The organism is Actinoplanes sp. NPDC051343, from assembly GCF_044455125.1.
Lineage (GTDB): Bacteria > Actinomycetota > Actinomycetes > Mycobacteriales > Micromonosporaceae > Actinoplanes.
This window is the reverse complement of record NZ_JBITEL010000005.1, coordinates 472,442-490,603: the sequence shown is the minus strand read 5'-3', so window position 1 is coordinate 490,603 and position 18,162 is coordinate 472,442. Positions and strand designations below refer to the sequence as shown.

General features: G+C 71.7%; 11 protein-coding genes. 6 read left to right on the top strand and 5 right to left on the bottom strand.

Annotated features, from left to right (window positions below; genetic code table 11):
- Positions 1-117: 117 nt before the first annotated feature.
- Both ACIA5C_RS19655 and ACIA5C_RS19650 read right to left on the bottom strand, forming a co-directional pair.
- Positions 118-1,008: a phosphotransferase family protein gene (locus ACIA5C_RS19655; protein WP_396056480.1), complete on the bottom strand. Its 891-nt coding sequence runs from the start codon at positions 1,006-1,008 to the stop codon at positions 118-120.
- Positions 1,009-1,233: 225 nt separating this feature from the next.
- Positions 1,234-3,174 carry a LamG-like jellyroll fold domain-containing protein gene (locus ACIA5C_RS19650; RefSeq protein ID WP_396056478.1) on the bottom strand — a complete coding sequence of 647 codons (1,941 nt, stop codon included), beginning with the start codon at positions 3,172-3,174 and terminating at the stop codon, positions 1,234-1,236.
- 421 nt (positions 3,175-3,595) lie between these two features.
- Here ACIA5C_RS19650 and ACIA5C_RS19645 point away from each other — a divergent pair, with 421 nt between their 5' ends.
- Complete coding sequence (locus ACIA5C_RS19645; RefSeq protein ID WP_396056476.1) at positions 3,596-5,587, top strand: thioredoxin domain-containing protein; 1,992 nt, start codon at positions 3,596-3,598, stop codon at positions 5,585-5,587.
- 16 nt (positions 5,588-5,603) lie between these two features.
- Here ACIA5C_RS19645 and ACIA5C_RS19640 read toward each other — a convergent pair whose 3' ends face one another.
- Positions 5,604-6,161 carry a Uma2 family endonuclease gene (locus tag ACIA5C_RS19640; RefSeq protein WP_396056474.1) on the bottom strand — a complete coding sequence of 186 codons (558 nt, stop codon included), beginning with the start codon at positions 6,159-6,161 and terminating at the stop codon, positions 5,604-5,606.
- 69 nt (positions 6,162-6,230) lie between these two features.
- Here ACIA5C_RS19640 and ACIA5C_RS19635 point away from each other — a divergent pair, with 69 nt between their 5' ends.
- The 4 genes from ACIA5C_RS19635 to ACIA5C_RS19620 are packed head-to-tail and all read left to right on the top strand — an operon-like array spanning position 6,231 to position 9,321.
- Entirely contained in the window at positions 6,231-7,373 is a 1,143-nt protein-coding gene (locus ACIA5C_RS19635; protein ID WP_396056472.1) for a 5-(carboxyamino)imidazole ribonucleotide synthase, read from the top strand.
- On the top strand, positions 7,373-7,876 hold the full coding sequence (purE, locus tag ACIA5C_RS19630) for a 5-(carboxyamino)imidazole ribonucleotide mutase (protein ID WP_396056470.1): 504 nt from the start codon (positions 7,373-7,375) through the stop codon (positions 7,874-7,876). Before ACIA5C_RS19635 ends, purE begins: the two co-directional genes overlap by 1 nt.
- Positions 7,876-8,301, top strand: a complete 426-nt coding sequence (locus ACIA5C_RS19625) for a glutaredoxin domain-containing protein (protein ID WP_396056468.1) — start codon at positions 7,876-7,878, stop codon at positions 8,299-8,301. Before purE ends, ACIA5C_RS19625 begins: the two co-directional genes overlap by 1 nt.
- A gap of 57 nt (positions 8,302-8,358) precedes the next feature.
- Entirely contained in the window at positions 8,359-9,321 is a 963-nt protein-coding gene (locus ACIA5C_RS19620; RefSeq protein WP_396056466.1) for a hypothetical protein, read from the top strand.
- A 657-nt stretch (positions 9,322-9,978) separates the two neighbouring features.
- Here the strand turns inward: ACIA5C_RS19620 and ACIA5C_RS19615 are convergent.
- Positions 9,979-15,390, bottom strand: a complete 5,412-nt coding sequence (locus ACIA5C_RS19615; RefSeq protein ID WP_396056464.1) for an SCO7613 C-terminal domain-containing membrane protein — start codon at positions 15,388-15,390, stop codon at positions 9,979-9,981.
- Positions 15,391-15,620: 230 nt separating this feature from the next.
- Between ACIA5C_RS19615 and ACIA5C_RS19610 the strand changes: the two genes are divergently transcribed.
- Entirely contained in the window at positions 15,621-16,775 is a 1,155-nt protein-coding gene (locus ACIA5C_RS19610) for an acyl-CoA dehydrogenase family protein (RefSeq protein WP_396056462.1), read from the top strand.
- On the opposite strand, the gene ACIA5C_RS19605 is transcribed toward ACIA5C_RS19610, so the two are convergent.
- Complete coding sequence (locus tag ACIA5C_RS19605) at positions 16,765-18,150, bottom strand: PLP-dependent aminotransferase family protein (RefSeq protein ID WP_396056460.1); 1,386 nt, start codon at positions 18,148-18,150, stop codon at positions 16,765-16,767. The two genes, ACIA5C_RS19610 and ACIA5C_RS19605, sit on opposite strands and share 11 nt — an antisense overlap.
- Positions 18,151-18,162 lie beyond the last annotated feature (12 nt).

The window sequence follows — 18,162 nt, the reverse complement described above, 5'->3', positions numbered from 1 at the left end:
GCGACGTTCCGGGCCGGATTGCTGCTCTTGTCCGTCGGCACGTTCACTCGATCAGCGACCCCGTTGTGCAGACGGCGCCAACGCCATACGCCCCACCGCAACGAGCCCGGCGGCCGTTCAGGCGAAGGCCGTGAACCGGTGCCACCGGGCGCTGTCGTCGTCACCCAGCACGGTGCGCAGCCGGTGCTCGAGTTGCTGGCTGGTGACCGGATCGGCCGGTAGGCGCGGCAGGAGATATATGGCCAGCTGTAGATCTCGTAGCCGGCGCAGGATCGGCCAGCAGGGCGCATTAAGTAGATCGAAACCGTACCGTTCGGCGAATCTCTCGTAATCGGCGCGTTCGCGGCCGAACCGCGTTACGCCGTGCGCAGCGGGGACGAGGTCCGTTTCGCGGGGCCCCCGGGCGATGGTGTCGAAATCGCAGAGCACCACTCGGCCAGTGGCAGTACGAAGGAGATTTCCTGGGTGGGCGTCTCCGTGGATCGTGCCGGCAGGTAGGGCCCAAGTCGCGGTTGCCAATCCGTGCTCGATCTCGTCACAGCACGCGAGCAGTCGCCCGATCAACTGCGGCATCGAAAGCCCGAGATGCACGCGGGGCCATGTCGAGTCGGCCGTGCTGAGGGGCATCAGTAAAGCCCGGATCGCGCTGACCAGGTTCCAGGAGGCAAGGTTAGGCAGCTCGACCCTGTGCAACGTAGCCAATGGGCGGGCAAGAGCTGCAGCGGGGAGGCGGTTCGGCAGGATCGGGTGAAGCGTCCACGCAGTCGCCCACCAGCCGGCGGCATTGACCGGCTGCGGTACTCCGGGAGCAAGGTGGGCTACCGGCACACCTGCTGCAGTGAGTGCGCGCGTGATTCGTATCAGGTAGTCGACTGGTTCGGGGGAGAGCCTGAGCATGATCCCCGCCTTCGGTAGGCGAAAGAGTGCATTGGCGGAGTGCTGCACAAAGCGCGCGTCGCTGCCGTCGAGCCCCATCTGATGGCAGGCATCCGCTACGACGTCATCCATGCCCGGCAACGTAGTACTCCTGCATGATATGGCCCGCTACTGGACGGCGTTCCGAGGGCGGAGCGAGCAGGAAGAGCGAGTCATGCCGCCCCAGGACAAGCTCATCGCCAATGGAGGCCGATCGGATCGTCTACACCGGGCACTGGTTGCGCCGGGAGGGTTTCGCACCGCGGCAGCCCTGGCGGCGGGGTCACCGCCCGTCCGGTAGGACGGTCGGTCGAGCCGCTACTTGCCGGTCAGGAAGTCCTGGGTGGACAAGGCGCGGTTCACGATGCGGACGTCACCGATCCAGCCGTGGAAGATCTGGTCGACGGCGCCGTTGTACTCGTGGCCGCCCAGCAGCCAGGGCAGGCCGAGGGTGGCGATGCCAATCGACAGGGTCGACGGGTTGTCGGCCACCGGGCTGCTCTCCACGTACATCCTGGTGTGTCTGCCGTCGTTGACGACGGCGATGTGCCACCAGACCTGCTCGAACAGGCCGTGTCCCCAGTTGGTGGTCGGGTAGGTCTGGCTCAGCGGGTAGGTGTTGAACTGCGGCTCGCGGCCGTTGTTGGAGAGGTTGAGCGCGGAGATCGGCTCGTCGGGGTCGGTGTTCTTGCCGCTCTTACCGGCGTCCGAGGCCTTGCCCCGGCGGCTGAGGATCGACATCCAGCCGTTGTTGCCGGCGTCCCAGTCCAGTGGGATCTTGATGAACGCCTCGATCGTGTAGCCCTTGCCGAACGTCTCGGCGTTGAGCGGGGCCTTGGCCGAGGTGGTCAGGTAGGCGCCGTGCAGCGGGTTCTTGCCGCCCACGAAGCGCAGGCTGGCGTGCGCGGGCTGGTCCGGGTGGTGGTCATTGGTCCAGGTCAGCGCGTCGGCGGCGGTCCCCGGGGTGGTCGCGACGGTCAGGTCGTTGCCGTGACCGGAGAGATCGCGGATCGTCTGGCCGGCGGTCAGTGGCGAGCCGTCGGGGCCACCGTTGTCGAAACGCCAGTACGCCAGGGTGCCGGGGACGAGCACCTTGCTGGCCGGGCGGACGGCCCGGACCGGGACCGGGCGGAAGCCCGCGAAGCGCTCCTGGAAGTCGATCGTCATCGAGAACATGTCGACCGCCGTGGTCAGGCGGGCCTGCTCGGTGGCCAGCGCGGTGCGTTTCTCCGGATCCTGGGCCAGGATCCACGGCGCGACCGTCTCGACGTCGATGGTGTTGCGGTCGAGGTCGAAGTGATAGAGCCGCAGCATGGCGGCGCCGCCGAAGTAGCGGTTCTGGTAGTTGGTGATGTGCAGGTGGACGTCGTGGCCGGCGGCGTTCTGCTTGGTCATGCGTCCCGGCGGCCAGTAGTGGCCGTTGAGGGTCAGGAAGACCTGGTCATTGGTGGTGATCAGCTCGTCCCAGATCTGCTGACCGTAACCGGAGAAGACCGCGTTGTTCTCCGGGTCGCCGGCCTCGTACGGATAGACGTTGTCGTCGTACGGGGAACCGACGAGATCGTGGGTGGTCAGGATGACCGGCAGCTTGGGGTGGTCCTTGATGACCTTGTCGGCCCACGCGAAGCTCTGCGCCGTCATCCGCCAGTCCAGCGCCAGCAGCAGCCACTGCTGCCCGGCGGCCTCGAAGATGTGCGCGGTGTTGTAACCGGTCGGATCGGACCCGGCGAACGTCTTGGAGTGCTCGAACCGCTGCGGCCCCATGGTCGTCAGGTACGGCGTCGAACCCCGGCTGTCGTCACCGCTCACGTCATGGTTGCCGGCCAGCACGCTGTACGCGACACCGCTCTTGTCGAGCAGGTCGAACGCCCTGCCGACCTCCGCGAACGAGGTCGCGTCGGCGTCCTCGGTCAGGTCGCCGAGGTGCGCCATGAAGACGATGTTGTTGCCTCCGGCATCCCCGCTGTTGTTGATGATGTAGCGGAAGGACTCCTCCTGCGGCTCCCGGTTGATGCTGTTCTGGCTGCCCCAGTAGAGGAACTGGGTGTCGGGCATGACCGCCAGGGTGAACTGCCGGCTCGTCGGGTCCGGACGCCACTTACCGGCCTTCTCGCTTTCTGTGCCGGAGGCGAAGGCGGGCAGAGCCGAGGCGAGCGGGCCGGCAGCCGCAGCACCGGCGCCGGCCAGCGCCGCGGAACGCAGGAAGTCACGCCGGTTGTGCCCTGCCGGGGACGATGAGTCACCGTGATGAACGGACATTGCTCTCCCTATCCGGGCCGAATGGGTCAACGGCTCGGACGCTAGGCCGAGAGCGACAATGCGGAACAGACACCGGATGAACAGGCATTGATCAACTGTCAGCTGCTTCGATCCCCGGGAAAGTTGTCACCGTCAGTGATCGTCGAAGACGGATGGGTGCAGGATCAGCCACGGCAACATGAGCCCTACCCACGGACGCGGTCGGGGCTCCCCGCGAGTAGGCGTACGTCGACAGTGCCTCCTCTTACACGCCTGAAGGCGATCGGGCTAAGTCGAGCTAATCGTGCGAAAGCCCGTAAACCGAAGAAGTGCGTTCACTACGTGATGGCCGATGAGTGAAGTATGTAGATAAATCAGGCGGCCGAGCCGACGGCCTTTGAATATCGATATTGGCACTTCGCGATGTGAGAGGCTGATCAACGTGAACCGATTGGGTGCTGCGACCTCGCCGTATCTCCTCCAGCACGCCGAGAATCCGGTGGACTGGTGGCCGTGGTGCCCGGAGGCGTTCGAGGAGGCGCGGCGCCGAGATGTCCCGGTTTTGATCTCCGTCGGCTACGCGGCCTGCCACTGGTGTCATGTGATGGCGCACGAATCGTTCGAGGACGAGGGCGTCGCCCGGCAGATGAACGAGGGCTTCGTCGCGATCAAGGTGGATCGTGAGGAGCGGCCCGACGTCGACGCCGTCTACATGACCGCCACGCAGGCGATGACCGGGCAGGGCGGATGGCCGATGACGGTCTTCGCCACACCCGACGGCGACCCGTTCTTCTGCGGCACCTACTTCCCGAAGACCAACTTCCGGCAGCTGCTCGGCGCGATCAGCAAAGCCTGGCAGGAGCAGCGCCACGAGGTCGTCGCGCAAGGTGCCCGGGTCGTCGAGGCGATCGGCGGAGCCCAGCTCGCCGGCGGGCCGACCGCACCGATCTCGGCCGAACTCCTCGACGCGGCGGCGTCCGGACTGGCCCAGGAGCACGACGAGCTGCACGGCGGATTCGGCGGGGCGCCCAAGTTCCCGCCCCACATGAACCTGCTCTTCCTGTTGCGGCACCACCAGCGCACCGGGTCGGCGGCGTCCCTGGAAATCGTCCGGCACACCATCGAGGCGATGGGCCGCGGCGGCATCTACGACCAGCTGGCGGGCGGGTTCTCACGCTACGCGGTGGACGCCACCTGGACGGTGCCGCACTTCGAGAAGATGCTGTACGACAACGCGCTGCTGCTGCGGGCGTACACCCAGGTGTGGCGCCTCACCGACGACCCGTTCGCCCGGCGCATCGCCGACGAGACGGCCGCGTTCCTGCTGCGCGACCTGGCCACCCCGGCCGGCGGACTGGCGTCCGCCCTCGACGCCGACACCGAGGGCGTCGAAGGGCTGACGTACTCGTGGACGCCGGCCCAGCTGATCGGGGAACTGGGCGAGGAGGACGGCACCTGGGCGGCCGACCTGTTCAACGTCACGACCGCGGGCACGTTCGAGCACGGCAGCAGCGTGCTGGTGCTCGCCCGCGACATCGACGCGGCGGCCCCCGACCTGGTCGAACGGTGGCAGGACGTACGCGCCCGGCTGCTGGCGGCCCGCGAGCGGCGGCCGCAGCCCGCCCGCGACGACAAGGTGGTCGCCTCATGGAACGGACTGGCGATCACCGCGCTGGCTTCACACGCCCAGCTCACCGGCTCCGCCGCATCGCGTCACGCGGCGGTGGCCCTCGCCGAAATGCTCGCCGACCGGCACCTGGTCGACGGGCGGCTGCGGCGGGTCTCGCGCGACGGCGTGGTTGGCGCGCCGGCGGGCGTGCTCGACGACTACGGCTGCGTGGCCGAGGCCTTCCTGGCCGTGCACCAGCTCACCCTGGACGGGCGCTGGCTCACCCTGGCCAAGCAGCTGCTCGACGTGGCGCTCGCACACTTCGGCAACGGGGCGGGCGGCTTCTACGACACCGCCGACGACGCGGAACGCCTGGTCACCCGGCCCGCCGACCCGACCGACAACGCGACACCCGCTGGGCAGTCGGCCCTTTGCGCGGCCCTCGTCGGCTACGCAGCCCTGAGCGGCGAGACGGCCTACCGCGAAGCGGCCGACGCGGCGCTGGCCACGGTCGGGCCGGTGATCGGGGGACACCCGCGCTTCGCGGGCTATGCGGCAACGGTTGCCGAGGCGGCACTCTCCGGGCCGTACGAGATAGCAATCGCGACCGAGTCGCCGGAGAGTGACCCTCTTGTCGCCGCCGCCCGGCGGCATGCCCCGCCGGGAAGCGTGATCGTCGCCGGCCGGCCGGACCACCCGGGGGTTCCGCTGCTGGCCGACCGCCCGTTCATCAACGGCGAGGCGGCGGCCTACGTGTGCCGCGGCTTCGTCTGCGACCGCCCGGTCACGACGGCCGAAGATCTCCTCGCCCGCCTCACGTCATGACCGGGGAGAGCGCCGATCAGTCGAGGAAGCTCGTCGGCGACTGCTCGAGCAGATCCTCGAGCGACATCTGGCCGGCTGTCTCGTAGGTGTCGTTCGAGCCGAGCCGGAAAAGCGTCACGGTGTTCCGCGGGTCGCGTGCAACGGTCCAGTAACCAGGAATGCCGGCCTTCGCATACTCCGCCACCTTGACCAACTGATCGATTGCCTCCGACCCGGGCGAGATGATCTCGACCACCGCGAGGAGATCGGTCGTCGCATTCCAGACGACAGCCGGTGGCTGCGGCCTTGACCAGATCACGAGATCGGGAATGCGGCCGCCGTCGACCGTCCGCCCGGGAATACGGATGCCGGCGACCTGCGCGATCTGTCGCCGGGGAAAACCGGCGGCAATCAGCCATGCCATGAGATCGGTGGCGATGAAGCCATGGGCGTTATCGGGGGGTGGCACGACAGAGAGGGCTCCCTCAGGACTGGTTTCGTAGCGGTGCCCGTACTCGTCCGCGGCGATCATCGCGGCGAGATCGTCGAGCGTGACCACGGCAGGCATGTACCGACCGACTTCCTGAGCGCTCATGCCTAGATGCTACGAGCCCGCCGGGCCGGTCGGAGAGGCCTGTGGATAACGCACTACGCTGGGCGGACGATGGATATTCGAACCGGTCTGCCCGTGGTCGGCATGGTGGGGGGCGGGCAGTTGGCTCGCATGACGCACCAGGCCGCGATCTCGCTTGGTCAGTCGCTGCGGGTGCTCAGCGTGTCGGCGGACGACAGTGCGGCGCTCGTCGCCAGTGATGTGCGGATCGGGGAGCACACCGACCTGGCCGCGCTCCGCGAGTTTGCCAAGGGGTGCGAGGCGGTCACGTTCGACCACGAACACGTGCCGACCGCACACATCGAGGCGCTCGAAGCCGAGGGCGTCAAAATCTTCCCGGGGTCGCGGGCGCTGGTGTTCGCGCAGGACAAGGGCATGATGCGGGAGCGGCTGGCGGCGCTCGGTGCGCCGGTGCCGCGGTGGGGCCGCGTCGGCTCGCCCGACGACATCGAGACCTTTGCCGGCGGTGTCTGGCCGGTCGTGGCCAAGGCGACCCGTGGCGGATACGACGGCAAGGGCGTGTGGACGCTGAACTCGCGCGACGAGGCAGCGGCGCTGGTCGAAACCGGCACGTCGCTGATCGTGGAGGAACGGGTGCCGCTGCGGCGGGAGCTGGCGGCGCTGGTCGCCCGGTCACCGTTCGGACAGGTCGCGGCCTACCCGATCGTCGAGACCGTGCAGCGGGACGGCATCTGTGTCGAGGTCCTGTCGCCCGCGCCCGGTCTCGACGAGGCGCGCGCCCTGCAGGCGCAGCAGCTGGCGATCGACCTGGCCAACGAGCTCGGTGTGGTCGGGCTGCTCGCGGTCGAGCTGTTCGAGACCGACGCCGGCATCGTCGTCAACGAGCTGGCGATGCGGCCGCACAACTCCGGCCACTGGACGATCGAGGGCGCCCGCACCTCGCAGTTCGAGCAGCACCTGCGGGCAGTGCTCGACTACCCGATGGGCGAGACCACGCTGACCGCCCCGGCCGTGGTGATGGCCAACGTGCTCGGCGGCAAGCCGGGCGGCATCTCGATCGACGAGCGGCTGCACCACCTGTTCGCCGAGGACCCGGGCGCCCGGGTGCACCTCTACGGCAAGCAGGTGCGGCCCGGCCGCAAGATCGGGCACGTGACCGTGCTCGGCGACGACATGACCTCGGTGCGGGCCCGGGCGGCCCGGGCCGCTCAATGGCTGCAGGAAGGCAGATAATGGCACCCGCTCCCGTCGTCGGCATCATCATGGGCAGCGACTCCGACTGGTCCACGATGGAGGCGGCCGCGGTCGCGCTGACCGAATTCGAGGTGCCGTTCGAGGTCGGCGTGGTATCTGCCCACCGCACCGTCCACAAGATGGTTTCCTACGCTTCATCGGCTGCGGATCGCGGCCTGCGGGTGATCATTACCGGAGCCGGCGGGGCGGCTCACCTGCCGGGCATGGTCGCCGCGCTGACGCCGCTGCCGGTGATCGGGGTGCCGGTGCCGCTCAAGCACCTCGACGGGATGGACTCACTGCTCTCGATCGTGCAGATGCCGGCCGGCGTGCCGGTGGCAACGGTGTCGATCGGCGGGGCGCGCAACGCGGGCCTGCTTGCGGTGCGGATCCTCGGGGCGGCCGACCCCGCACTGCGCGCCCGGATGGTCGACTTCCAGGCCGGGCTCGAGAAGATGGTGGCCGAGAAGGACGCCGCGCTCCGCGACCGACTGATGTCGTGATGCGGCGCTGGAACCAGAGCCTGATGCTGCTCGCCGCCGCCGTGGTGATCGGCGGCTTCGACGCGGTGGCCGGCTCCCGGTGGACCGCGTTCGGCGTCTTCGTGTTCCTCCTGGCCGCTGCCCTCGTGGTGTCGCCGTTGATGTTTCCCCGCCCGATGACCGACGAGGCGGCGCGGGTGGCCAGCGACGACGACGGGCGACCGATCGTCTACTGGCGACCGGGCTGCCCCTATTGCCTGCGCCTGCGCACCCGCCTGGGCCGCGACGCACGACGCGTCCTGTGGGTCGACATCTGGGCCGACCCGGACGGCGCGGCGTCGGTCCGCGAGGTCACCGGCGGCGACGAGACGGTGCCGACGGTGATCGCGGGAGAACGCTCGTTCATCAACCCGGGCGTCGACGTCGTCCGGGGATTGCTGCCCTGACCCGGTCCACCCGGGAATCCGGTTGTCCGACCGGGCGGCGGGGACGACCATGGCGGCATGGTGGTGAGATCGCCGCTTCAGGGCGGGCTTCCGCCGACCGGCGCGGTGGACGGCGCCGTCGTCGAGATCGCCTGTGACGAGTCCGGGTTCTCGGGCACCAACCTGCTGGATTCCCGCACGCCGTTGATCACGCATGCGAGCGTCGACCTGAGCGGGGACGAGAGCGTCGCGTTGGTCGCGGCGCTGCGATCCGAGTTCGGGGAGCTCAAGTCGGGACCCTTCCTCCGCCGGCGAGGCGCGGCCGAGGCGGTCGAACGGTTTCTGGCGGTACTGCCCGGGCGCGCCCGCGTTCACCTGATCGACAAAGAGTTCTTCCTCGTCACCCGGGTCGTCGACCTTCTGCTGAGCGACGCCTCCTACGCGGCCGGCACCCGGCTGACCGAGGCGCAGAGGCCGGCCGCGGTCGCTCTCTATCGGGTGGGGCGGTCGGCGGGCGGCGATTGGACCGGGTTCCTGACCGCGTTCGTCGAGCTGGTCCGGACGAAACGGCGAAAGCCGGGCGACGAGGCCGCGGCACAATTTCTGCAGGCCCGGGACGCTCTCGCGGGACACCGGCTCGGCGCATCGGCCGAGGCCGTACTGGGCGGGCTCGGCGCCACCCGCGTACGCGATCTGGCCGCCCGCCTCGACGACGGTGACCCGAGCATCCCGCCGCCACTGGAGCCGATGCTGCCGGCGCTGGCCGAAACCGTCCTGTCCTGGAGCGGCGGCCAGCGGCGGGTGCTTGTTGTGCACGACGAGCAGAGCGCCCTGACCGCGGGCCGGTTGACCCGGCTCCGGCGGGTTCTGGCCGACGCGAGCCCGATATCTCCCCTGGCCGGTCTGACCATGGTGGACTCGCGCGACGATCCGCGGGTCCAGGTGGCCGATCTGCTTGCCGGGGTCGCGCGGCGGTTGCCCGGGACTCTCATGCTCCAGCCTCTGATCACACCGACCTCACTGCGTGATCCCGGAGCCTGAGGGCGCTTTCTCCTGAGACGCTGCCGGGCCCTGGAGGGACTTCCGCGTCCAGCGAACGCGGAAGCTTGGGCAAGAACGCCAGCTCGACGGTGGCCGGGCCCGGCCGGGTGCCGCCGGCGGCCTGGGCGGTCTCGTGCCCGAGGCCGCGATCGTTGCCTGGGGCGGTTATCCGCGCCTGGCGCCCGTAGCCGGCTCGACCTGGGCATCCGTCGGGCTTCCAGCGTCACCGACGCCGCGGTGCGGTTCTGCGCCGGGAGGGGGCACAGTGCCGGCCGGGCGGGGTCGCGGCGCCCGGCGGGGTCGCGGTGCTGGCCGGGTCTGCGTTGCTGGGGTCGGGCGCCGGGCTGGTCTCTGCCGGGAAGGGTCGCGGTGTCGGCTGGTTCGCGCGGCGGGGTCGCGGTGCCGGGCTGGACTGCCCCGCTGGGGGTCGCGGTGCCGGTTGGGGTGAGGATTCGATCACGACGCCGAGCTCGAGCAGGACGGACCGGGTCGGGCCGGATAGTCACGGCGCGTCGGGAGCCACTTGAACGCGCCGGAACTGAGACATTTGCCGGGCCCGCCCGGAACCGGCGCAGAGGGGCCGAGTGGCAATCGGCCCGCACTGTCGAGGCGGGACTTTCTGATACTTCCGTATTTTCTCGAAAGGGTGACCGTCGGTCACCGCATCTTGATCAGGGCGCCGCGGAAGCGTTCCTGGGTGCGGCGCCGGCTTTCGCTGGTTGCTCCGATGAAGAGCAGGATCACGCCGACCGGCACCAGGACCAGCCATGGGCCGACCAGGGTTGCGGCGAAGGTCAGTGCGGCGATCACGGTTGCCGCGGCGCCGACGACCACCGGGGCCTGCTGGCGGGTGATCGAGCCGACGATCAGCGTGCCGACCGCGCCGAGCAGCAGGAGGACCTGGCGTACCTCGTTGTCGTGGTTGGCCACCACGATGCCGACCGTCGGGACGAACGCGGCCAGCAGCGCCGGGCCGTACGCTGCCCAGCTGCTCAGGTCGGGGCGGGTGCGGGCCTCGAAGATGCCGACCAGCAGGGCCATCGCCGCGAACGGCAGGGTGTAGGCCTCGGGGACCGCCACGTCGGCCAGCGCGATGAACATCCACCAGCCGACCACCTCGAAACCGACCGCGGTCCAGAAGAGCAGCCGGCGCTGCTTGGCCCGCCGGTCGCGCCGGGTGGCGGCCAGGCCGAGCACCGCGCCCCAGGCCGAGAAGAGTGCGGCCAGGTGGGCCGGTGAATCGTAGGCCAGGGCGCCCGCGAGCAGGGCCGACGCGTAGCCGCTCCACTCGACGGTCATCGCCTCGATGCGGTACTGCGGGAGGCCGAGGCGGGGCAGCGCCGCCTCCAGGATCAGCAGTGCGGCACCGACCGCGAGCACGCCGAACGCGGCCCACGAGCGTTCCATGCCGGCCGCGATCGCCACGGTCAGCACGAAGAACTGGCCCATCACGGCGGCGAACAGCCAGCCCAGCACGCGGGCCGACTGGCTCTTGCCGACGATGGCGGCGACCAGGCCGACCGCGACCGCGCTGCCCAGCGTGAACAGGGTCAGCCGCTGCTGGGCGAGGCTGCCGGCGAGACCGGCGCCGCCGGCCAGCAGACCGATCACGAAGACCACGTTGCGGGTGGTGCGCAGCAACGAACCCCGGCCGGCCGGTGGCGGGGTCAGCGCGAGTCCGAGCATCGTGATCGTGAAGACGGCCAGCGCGGCGGTGGTCGCGGCCGGGAACGGCAGGCGCCAGGCGATCGGGGCGATCAGCAGGGTCACCGCGATGCCGGGCAGGATCACCGGGACCGCCTCGGACGCCTTGCCGCCGAACCCGATCGCGGCCAGCGCGGCCGCCCCGGTGAGCAGCACGATCGCCAGCACGCTGGTCGCGTCGACGTAGCCGGGGGAGGGGTGGGCGAGCGACGCGATCGGACCGTCCCAGATGTGCTGCGCCTGGGCGAGCGGGTCGATCAGGGCGGCGCGCAGGGCGGGCGCGATCGAGAAGATGGCGAGAACGGTCGGTACCAGGGCGAGGACGACCGCGCTGGTGGCCGGGTCGACCAGCCAGCGGCCGCTCAGCCCGATCGGCCGCCGGGTGGTCCAGCGCGGCGTGCGGCCCTCGGCGGCGTACCGGCGGCTGGAGACGGTCAGGCCGGGCGCCGGCGTGGCTCCGCGATAGAGCTCGGCGAGCACGCCGAGGAGGGCGGCCGCGGCGGCGTAGAGGGCGGTCGGGTACGGCGTCGGTATCGAGGCGAACGCGGTGACGGTCGCGCCGAGTACCAGGCCGACGGTGGCCCACGGCAGGAATTGCGGGAAGTATCGGCCGCCGAGGGCGAGCAGGGCCAGGCCGAGCGCCGACGCGGCGAGCGCGGCGGTCAGCACGACCTGGGCGTTGCGGCCCTGGTCGGCGGCGAGGGAGGCGAGCACGCCGGGCAGCGCGAGCAGCACCGCGCCGGTGGCCGCGCCACCGATCTGGGCCCGGTGCCGCGGCATGCCGGTGTCGTCGCGGGCCATGTCGGCTTCGGTCGACGACGGCGTCCAGAAGCGGGGGAGTCCGCGCACGGTCGCCTGTTCGTCGGCCAGTTCGTCGCTGTTGAACGCGACCGGGGTGCGGGACAGGGCCGCCACCAACAGGCCGATGCCGACCACCAGCAGCAGGCCGAGGCCGGTCGACCAGGGCATCACCAGGCCGGCGCCGACCGCGTAGAGCAGGACCGCGGCGGCCGCGGCGGCCCGGGCCAGCGCGGCCCGCGGGTCGGAGGCGGTCACCGAGGCCACGCCGTAGGCCAGCGCGACCGCTCCGCCGATCAGCAGCGGCGACCACCAGGGCAGGCCGAGCGCGGCCGGGGCGCCGATCGCGGCGAGGGCGCCGCACAGCGCCGAGATGTCGAACGACCACGGCCGGGGCGCCGCCATGGCCGCCGCGAACGCGACGACGGCCAGCGTGAACGGGGCCTGCCAGGCACCGGCCGCCGGGTGGGTGGAGTAGTTGCTGAGGTCACCGGCCCAGAGCCCGCCCGGGAAGGCCAGGTTGCGGAACGCGCCGGCCAGCGCCAGGTAACCGGCGAGCGCGCCGACGACCACGCCGGCCACCGCGAGGCCGCGTACCGGGCCGCGCCGCCAGTCCTCCGGCAGGACGGCCACGCCGAACGCGACCAGCAGCACCATCACGCCGGCCACCGCGAGCGGGGCACCGGGGAAGGCGAGCGCGGCGACCCGGGACAACGCGCCGATGATCGCCACGGTGGCGGCCGCGGCGGCGATGTCGGGGCCGTCGAGCACCCGGTCGCTGCGCCGCCCGTTGTCGATCGACTTGGCCGCGAACAGCAGGCCGGCCGCGACCAGAAGCAGCGCGCCGACCCAGATGTCGGGCCGGGTGGCGCCGTCGGCGAGCAGGGCGGCCAGGGCGAGGGAGACCGCGCCGAGGCCGGTGCCGATCGTCAGCGGCAGGCTGACCTCGCGCCGGGCCACCTGGAACACCGCCGCGTAGCTGAGCGTGCCGGCGACGGCCAGGAAGCCGAGGGCCAGCGCGGGGACGGTCACGGCCTCGGTCGCGGGCGGGCCACCTCCGCGGTCGGAGACGGCGAGCGCGCCGGTCACCACGGCCCCCGGCAGGGCCAGCGCGGTGGCACCGGCCGCCCAGTCGCCGACCATCCACGAGTAGAGGCGGATCGGGATCTGGCGGGCGGCCACCGCGACCATCACGCCGGCCCCGGCGAGCGCGGTCAGCACGGCCGCGGTCAGCCAGGAGGCGCTGAGGGCGGACGCGGCCCCGAACAGCCCGACGACGCCCGCCGCGACCACGTGGGTGACGGCGATGCGTTTCGTGTTGGCGGCCAGGCCGGCGGCGCCGATGGCGATCGCGGCGAGGATCAGGGGCCAGGGCGCGGTCGACCATTTCAGGCCGAGCGAGGCGGGCACGGACAGGGCGGTCAGGGCCACGCCGATCACGGCGCCTTCGTGGCGTACGCCCGGGGGCAGCGCAACCGCAGCGGCGATGGTCAGCAGGAGAGCACTGAAAGCGAGCAGCCAGCCGGCCGGGCCGGCCGCCTCGGCGATGTGCCGCGCGTACTCGGCGGTGTCGGCCCGCCAGATCGGCCGGGCCGCCTGTACCGGGGCGAAACCGGCGCGGATCGCGGCGATGCCCACGAAGATGCCGATGAGGGTCAGCGCGATCGCGGACGCCACCTCGGGGCCCCGGCGGACCTGGGGCGGGATCAGGCCGACCACCGCGCCGCTGAGCGCGACCGCGGCGGCGGCCATCGCCAGCGTCCAGTGCGGGGACGCCACGTCGGCGATGCGGGCCGAGGCGCCGATCACCGCGAGCACCAGGACCCCGCCGGTGATGTTGCGGGCCATCAGGTTGTCGAGCAGCCGGGCGGCGGCGACCGCGGTGACCGCGGCGAGCACCAGCACCAGGCCCGAGCGCAGCGCGTCGGGCACGACTTCGGCCTGCAGCAGCGCGGCGGTCGAATAGAGCAGGGCACCCGCCCCGGCCAGGCAGAGCAGCGCGAACGTGAGCTCGCGCAGCCAGTCGGCGGACGGCGGGGTGGCGGGCGGGGCGACCGGCACCGATCCGGCCGCGGGGGCGTCGGCCGGGCGCGGGCCGGGGAAGATGCGCGTCGGCGCCCACCAGCGGCGCTTGCGGCCGGCCAGGCCCGGGATGACCAGGTCGGGTTCCTCGGGCGCGGACTCCGGCCGGGGTTCGGGGTCGAGGTCGTCTCGGCGGGCGTAGTCGGTTTCGCCCGCGGCCCGGGCCTCGTCGGCGTCGGCCGGCGACTCGCGGTCGGCGGCGACCGGGCGTCCGATCGGCCACTGCGGCACCAGCCGGCCGCCCCGGATCACGGTGGTGAGCAGCAGCAGGTCGAGCAGCGCCACGACGGTGAGGGCAAGTGCCCAGCCGGCCGCGCTCTGGATCATCGGGTAGGCGAGCAGCGGCGGCACCGGCTGCACGGCGATGACCGTGGCATATCTCGGCGCGCTCAGCCGGGTGAAGGCGGCGTAGAGGAAGCTCGCCACCGCGGTTATCGCGAAGCTGATGCCCAGATAGAGCGGGGACGAGACGTCCGCCCCGCCCGCGATCGCGGTGCCGTGCAGGGCGAACAACGCCAGCGGCAGCAGCACCAGGCCGACGCCGGAGATCGTCTCGGCGGTCGAGCTGAGACCGGCCCGGGCGATGCCGGGCGCGGCGACCAGGGCGATCAGCGTGGCGACGAAGAGGATGGTGGACCGGGCGACCGGGTTGCTGACCGCGACGCCGGCGAACACGACCGCGGCGACGCCGATGAGCAGCGCGCCGATCGCGAGCATGATGTTCTGCACCGACTGCTGGGACGCCTCGGGCGGGTGCACCTCGGCGGTGGTGAAGCCGGGCCGGCGCGGCGGTGCCGGGCGCTCCTCGATCGGCGGCGGGTCGTCGGCGAGCAGGGTGACCCCGTCGGTGGCCACGCCGGGCGGGCCGGTGTGGGCCGTGCCGGGCTCGGCCCAGTCGGGCACGGTCCGTCCCGCGCTCCGCGTGGTCCGGGCCGAGGGCCCAGCTGAGGACCCAGTTGAGCGCCCGGCCGAGGGCGGCGGGGCCGGGTCGGTGCGGCTGCGGGTCGTGGGCGGTGGAGGTGCGTCCGTACGCGCTTGGCCGGTGGGCGGCGGCGGGGCGTCGGCCCGCGTCTGGCCGGTGGGCCCCGGTGGCGGCGGGTTATCGGCGCGTGGCCGGCCGCCGGGCCCGGGTGGCGGTGGGGCGTCCGCGCGTGGGCCGCCGCCGGCCCCGGGCGGCGGTGGAGCGTCCGCGCGTGGGCCGCCGCCGGCCCCGGGCGGCGGTGGAGCGTCCGCGCGTAGCCGGCTGCCGGGCCCGGGCGGGGGCGGTGCGTCGGGCCGGCCGCGCCGGGGCCGGGCCCGCTTGCCCTTCTGCTGAGTGTTGGCGTGCGAGAGGATGTCGCGCTGGAACTGGGCCGCCTGGATCTTGGCGGCGATCTGGGTGCGCTCCTTGGCCGCGGCGATGTCGCGTTTCTTGAGGTCCGCGATCGAGGCATCGATCCGCGCCAGGTCGTCGTCGTAGCCCTGCGGCTCCTCAGCCTGCGCCACCGAACCCCCTCGCCCACCTCTAAATCCGGATGACTAGAGCATGCCGGTCCGACACCTCATTAGAACAGGCTCAGGCCGGGCGAAGATGACAGAAACTGCTCAGCCTCGCGGTCGGATGCGGAAACCTCCGTCCCCCGGGCGTGTTCTGGCGCACAACGCAGGAGACCTGGCACGCGCACGCTACGCGCCGGTAACATCGCGCCCGGGACCGCCGATGGAAGGGCTTGGCCATGAGTGATTTCGACGTCTACCAGCTGCCGGAAGACCACGAGGCGATCCGTGCCGCGGTGCGCGAGGTCTGCGACGCCAAGGTCGCGCCGCACGCGGCCGAGGCCGACGAGACCGCTGAGTTCCCCAAGGCGTCCTACGACGCGCTGCGCGCCTCCGACTTTCACGCGCCGCACATCCCGGCCGAGTACGGCGGGGCCGGCGCCGACGCGCTGGCCACCGCGATCGTGATCGAGGAGGTGGCCCGGGCCTGCGCCTCGTCGTCGCTGATCCCGGCGGTCAACAAGCTCGGCACGATGCCGCTGCTGCTCTCGGCGTCCGCCTCGCTGAAGGAGAGGTACCTGCCGAAGGTCGCGTCCGGCGAGGCGATGTTCTCCTACTGCCTGTCCGAGCCCGAGGCGGGTTCCGACGCCGCCTCGATGACGACGAAGGCCGTCCGGGACGGCGACTTCTGGGTGCTCAACGGCGTGAAGCGCTGGATCACCAACGCCGGGGTGTCGGAGTTCTACACGGTCTTCGCCTCGACCGACGCCTCGGCCCGGTCGCGGGGCATCTCCGCCTTCGTCGTGGAGAAGTCGGACGAGGGTGTCAGCTTCGGTGCCCCCGAGAAGAAGCTCGGCATCAAGGGCTCGCCGACCTGCGAGGTCTACTTCGACAACGTACGCATCCCGGCCGATCGCATGATCGGCGAGGAAGGCACCGGGTTCGCCACCGCGATGCAGACCCTCGACCACACCCGCGTGACGATCGCGGCCCAGGCGCTGGGCATCGCGCAGGGCGCGCTGGACTTCGCGAAGGGGTACGTCAAGGAGCGCAAGCAGTTCGGTAAGCCGATCGCCGATTTCCAGGGTGTGCAGTTCATGCTGGCCGACATGGGCATGAAGCTCGAGGCGGCCCGGCAGCTGACCTACGCCGCGGCGGGCAAGAGCGAGCGCGGCGACGCCGACCTGACCTACTTCGGTGCCGCCGCGAAGTGCTTCGCCTCCGACGCCGCAATGGAGATCACCACCGACGCCGTCCAGCTCCTCGGCGGCTACGGCTACACCCGCGACTACCCGGTCGAGCGCATGATGCGCGACGCCAAGATCACCCAGATCTACGAGGGCACCAACCAGGTGCAGCGCATCGTGATGGCCCGCCAGCTTCTCAAGGACTGAGCGGACGCAATGCCGCGACCAGGGCGTCGAGGGTGCCGTCCCAGGCGCTGTCCGACACGGCCGAATAGTTCACGACCAGAGCGTCCGGCGTTGCGCCGCCGTGAAACTCGCCGAGGCTGCTGATCTTCAGCCCTCGGCGGGACGCGGCCTGCAGCGCCGCCTTCTCGGTTCCGGGCGGGAGCACCAGGACCGCCTGCAGGCCGGCCGCCATGCCGGTCACCCGCACCTCGGGGGCGGCCCGCGCCAGGGCCGCGATCAGCTGCTCACGCCGGCGCCGGTAGGTCTGCCGGCGGACGCGTACGTGCCGGTCGAAGGCGCCCGACCGGATGAACTCGGCGAGCGTCAGCTGATCGAGCACACTGACCGTCTCGACGGGGCCCTTGGCCGCCGCGACCTCCGGGAGCAGGTGTCCGGGCGTCACCGTCCACGCCGCGCGGATGGCCGGCGCCAGCGACTTGCTCGCCGTGCCGAAGTAGACGACCCGGTCCGGGTCGAGGCCCGCCAGGGCGCCGACCGGCTTGCGGTCGTACCGGAACTCGCCGTCGTAGTCGTCCTCGAGGATCAGTCCGCCGGTGGTGCGGGCCCAGTCGAGGACCTGCGCCCGGCGTTCGGGGGAGAGGGCGACCCCGGTCGGGAACTGGTGCGCGGGCGTCAGCAGCACGGCGGCAACGTCGCGTAACTCGCCGACGCGTGCGCCGTGCTCGTCGACCGGGATCGAACCGACGTCCAGGCCGGCGTCGACGAGCAGGGTCCGATAGAGGTCGAGCCCGTACGCCTCGACGGCCACCGCCCGGGCGCCCCGGGCCCGCAGCGCCCGGGCCACCAGGGCCAGTCCATGGTGGAATCCCGAGCAGATGACGATGTGCCGGGGATCGGCGGACACGCCTCGGGCGCGGGCGAGGTAGTCGGCCAGGGCGGCGCGCAGCTCGATCCGGCCGAGCGGGTCGCCGTACCCGAAGGCGCTGGGCGGTGCCGCGTCGAGGGCGCGGCGGGCGGCGGCGAGCCAGGCGGTCCGCGGGAATTCGGCGTAGTCGGGTGCCCCCGGCATCAGGGCTTCGATCGGCCGGGGCGGCCGGGTTGGCCGGGGAAGGACTGCGGTGGCCTGCGGTTCGGCCCGGCGGGCGACGCGGGTGCCCGAGCCCTGGCGGGCCGTGAGCCAACCTTCGGCGACCAGTTCGGCGTAGCTTTCGGTCACCGTGCTCCGGGAGACGCCGAGGTCGGCGGCCAGGGTGCGGGACGCGGGCAGGCGGGTGTCCGGCGTCAGGCGCCCGGAGCGTACTGCTTCGCGCAGCGCGTCGGTGAGCCCCGCCCGCAGTCCGGTGCCGCTCAGCACGAGGTGGAGATCGGCGCCAGAATTGGTCTGCGATTCCGCCATGGAAGTGGACTC

Bases quoted from the DNA above. Each gene is read 5' to 3' on its own strand.
- ACIA5C_RS19640 (WP_396056474.1), bottom strand. From the start codon at position 6,161: ATGAGCGCTCAGGAAGTCGGTCGGTACATGCCTGCCGTGGTCACGCTC.
- ACIA5C_RS19650 (WP_396056478.1), bottom strand. From the start codon at position 3,174: ATGTCCGTTCATCACGGTGACTCATCGTCCCCGGCAGGGCACAACCGG.
- purE (WP_396056470.1), top strand. From the start codon at position 7,373: ATGGCACCCGCTCCCGTCGTCGGCATCATCATGGGCAGCGACTCCGAC.
- ACIA5C_RS19620 (WP_396056466.1), top strand. From the start codon at position 8,359: ATGGTGGTGAGATCGCCGCTTCAGGGCGGGCTTCCGCCGACCGGCGCG.
- ACIA5C_RS19655 (WP_396056480.1), bottom strand. From the start codon at position 1,008: ATGGATGACGTCGTAGCGGATGCCTGCCATCAGATGGGGCTCGACGGC.
- ACIA5C_RS19635 (WP_396056472.1), top strand. From the start codon at position 6,231: ATGGATATTCGAACCGGTCTGCCCGTGGTCGGCATGGTGGGGGGCGGG.
- ACIA5C_RS19610 (WP_396056462.1), top strand. From the start codon at position 15,621: ATGAGTGATTTCGACGTCTACCAGCTGCCGGAAGACCACGAGGCGATC.
- ACIA5C_RS19605 (WP_396056460.1), bottom strand. From the start codon at position 18,150: ATGGCGGAATCGCAGACCAATTCTGGCGCCGATCTCCACCTCGTGCTG.
- ACIA5C_RS19625 (WP_396056468.1), top strand. From the start codon at position 7,876: ATGCGGCGCTGGAACCAGAGCCTGATGCTGCTCGCCGCCGCCGTGGTG.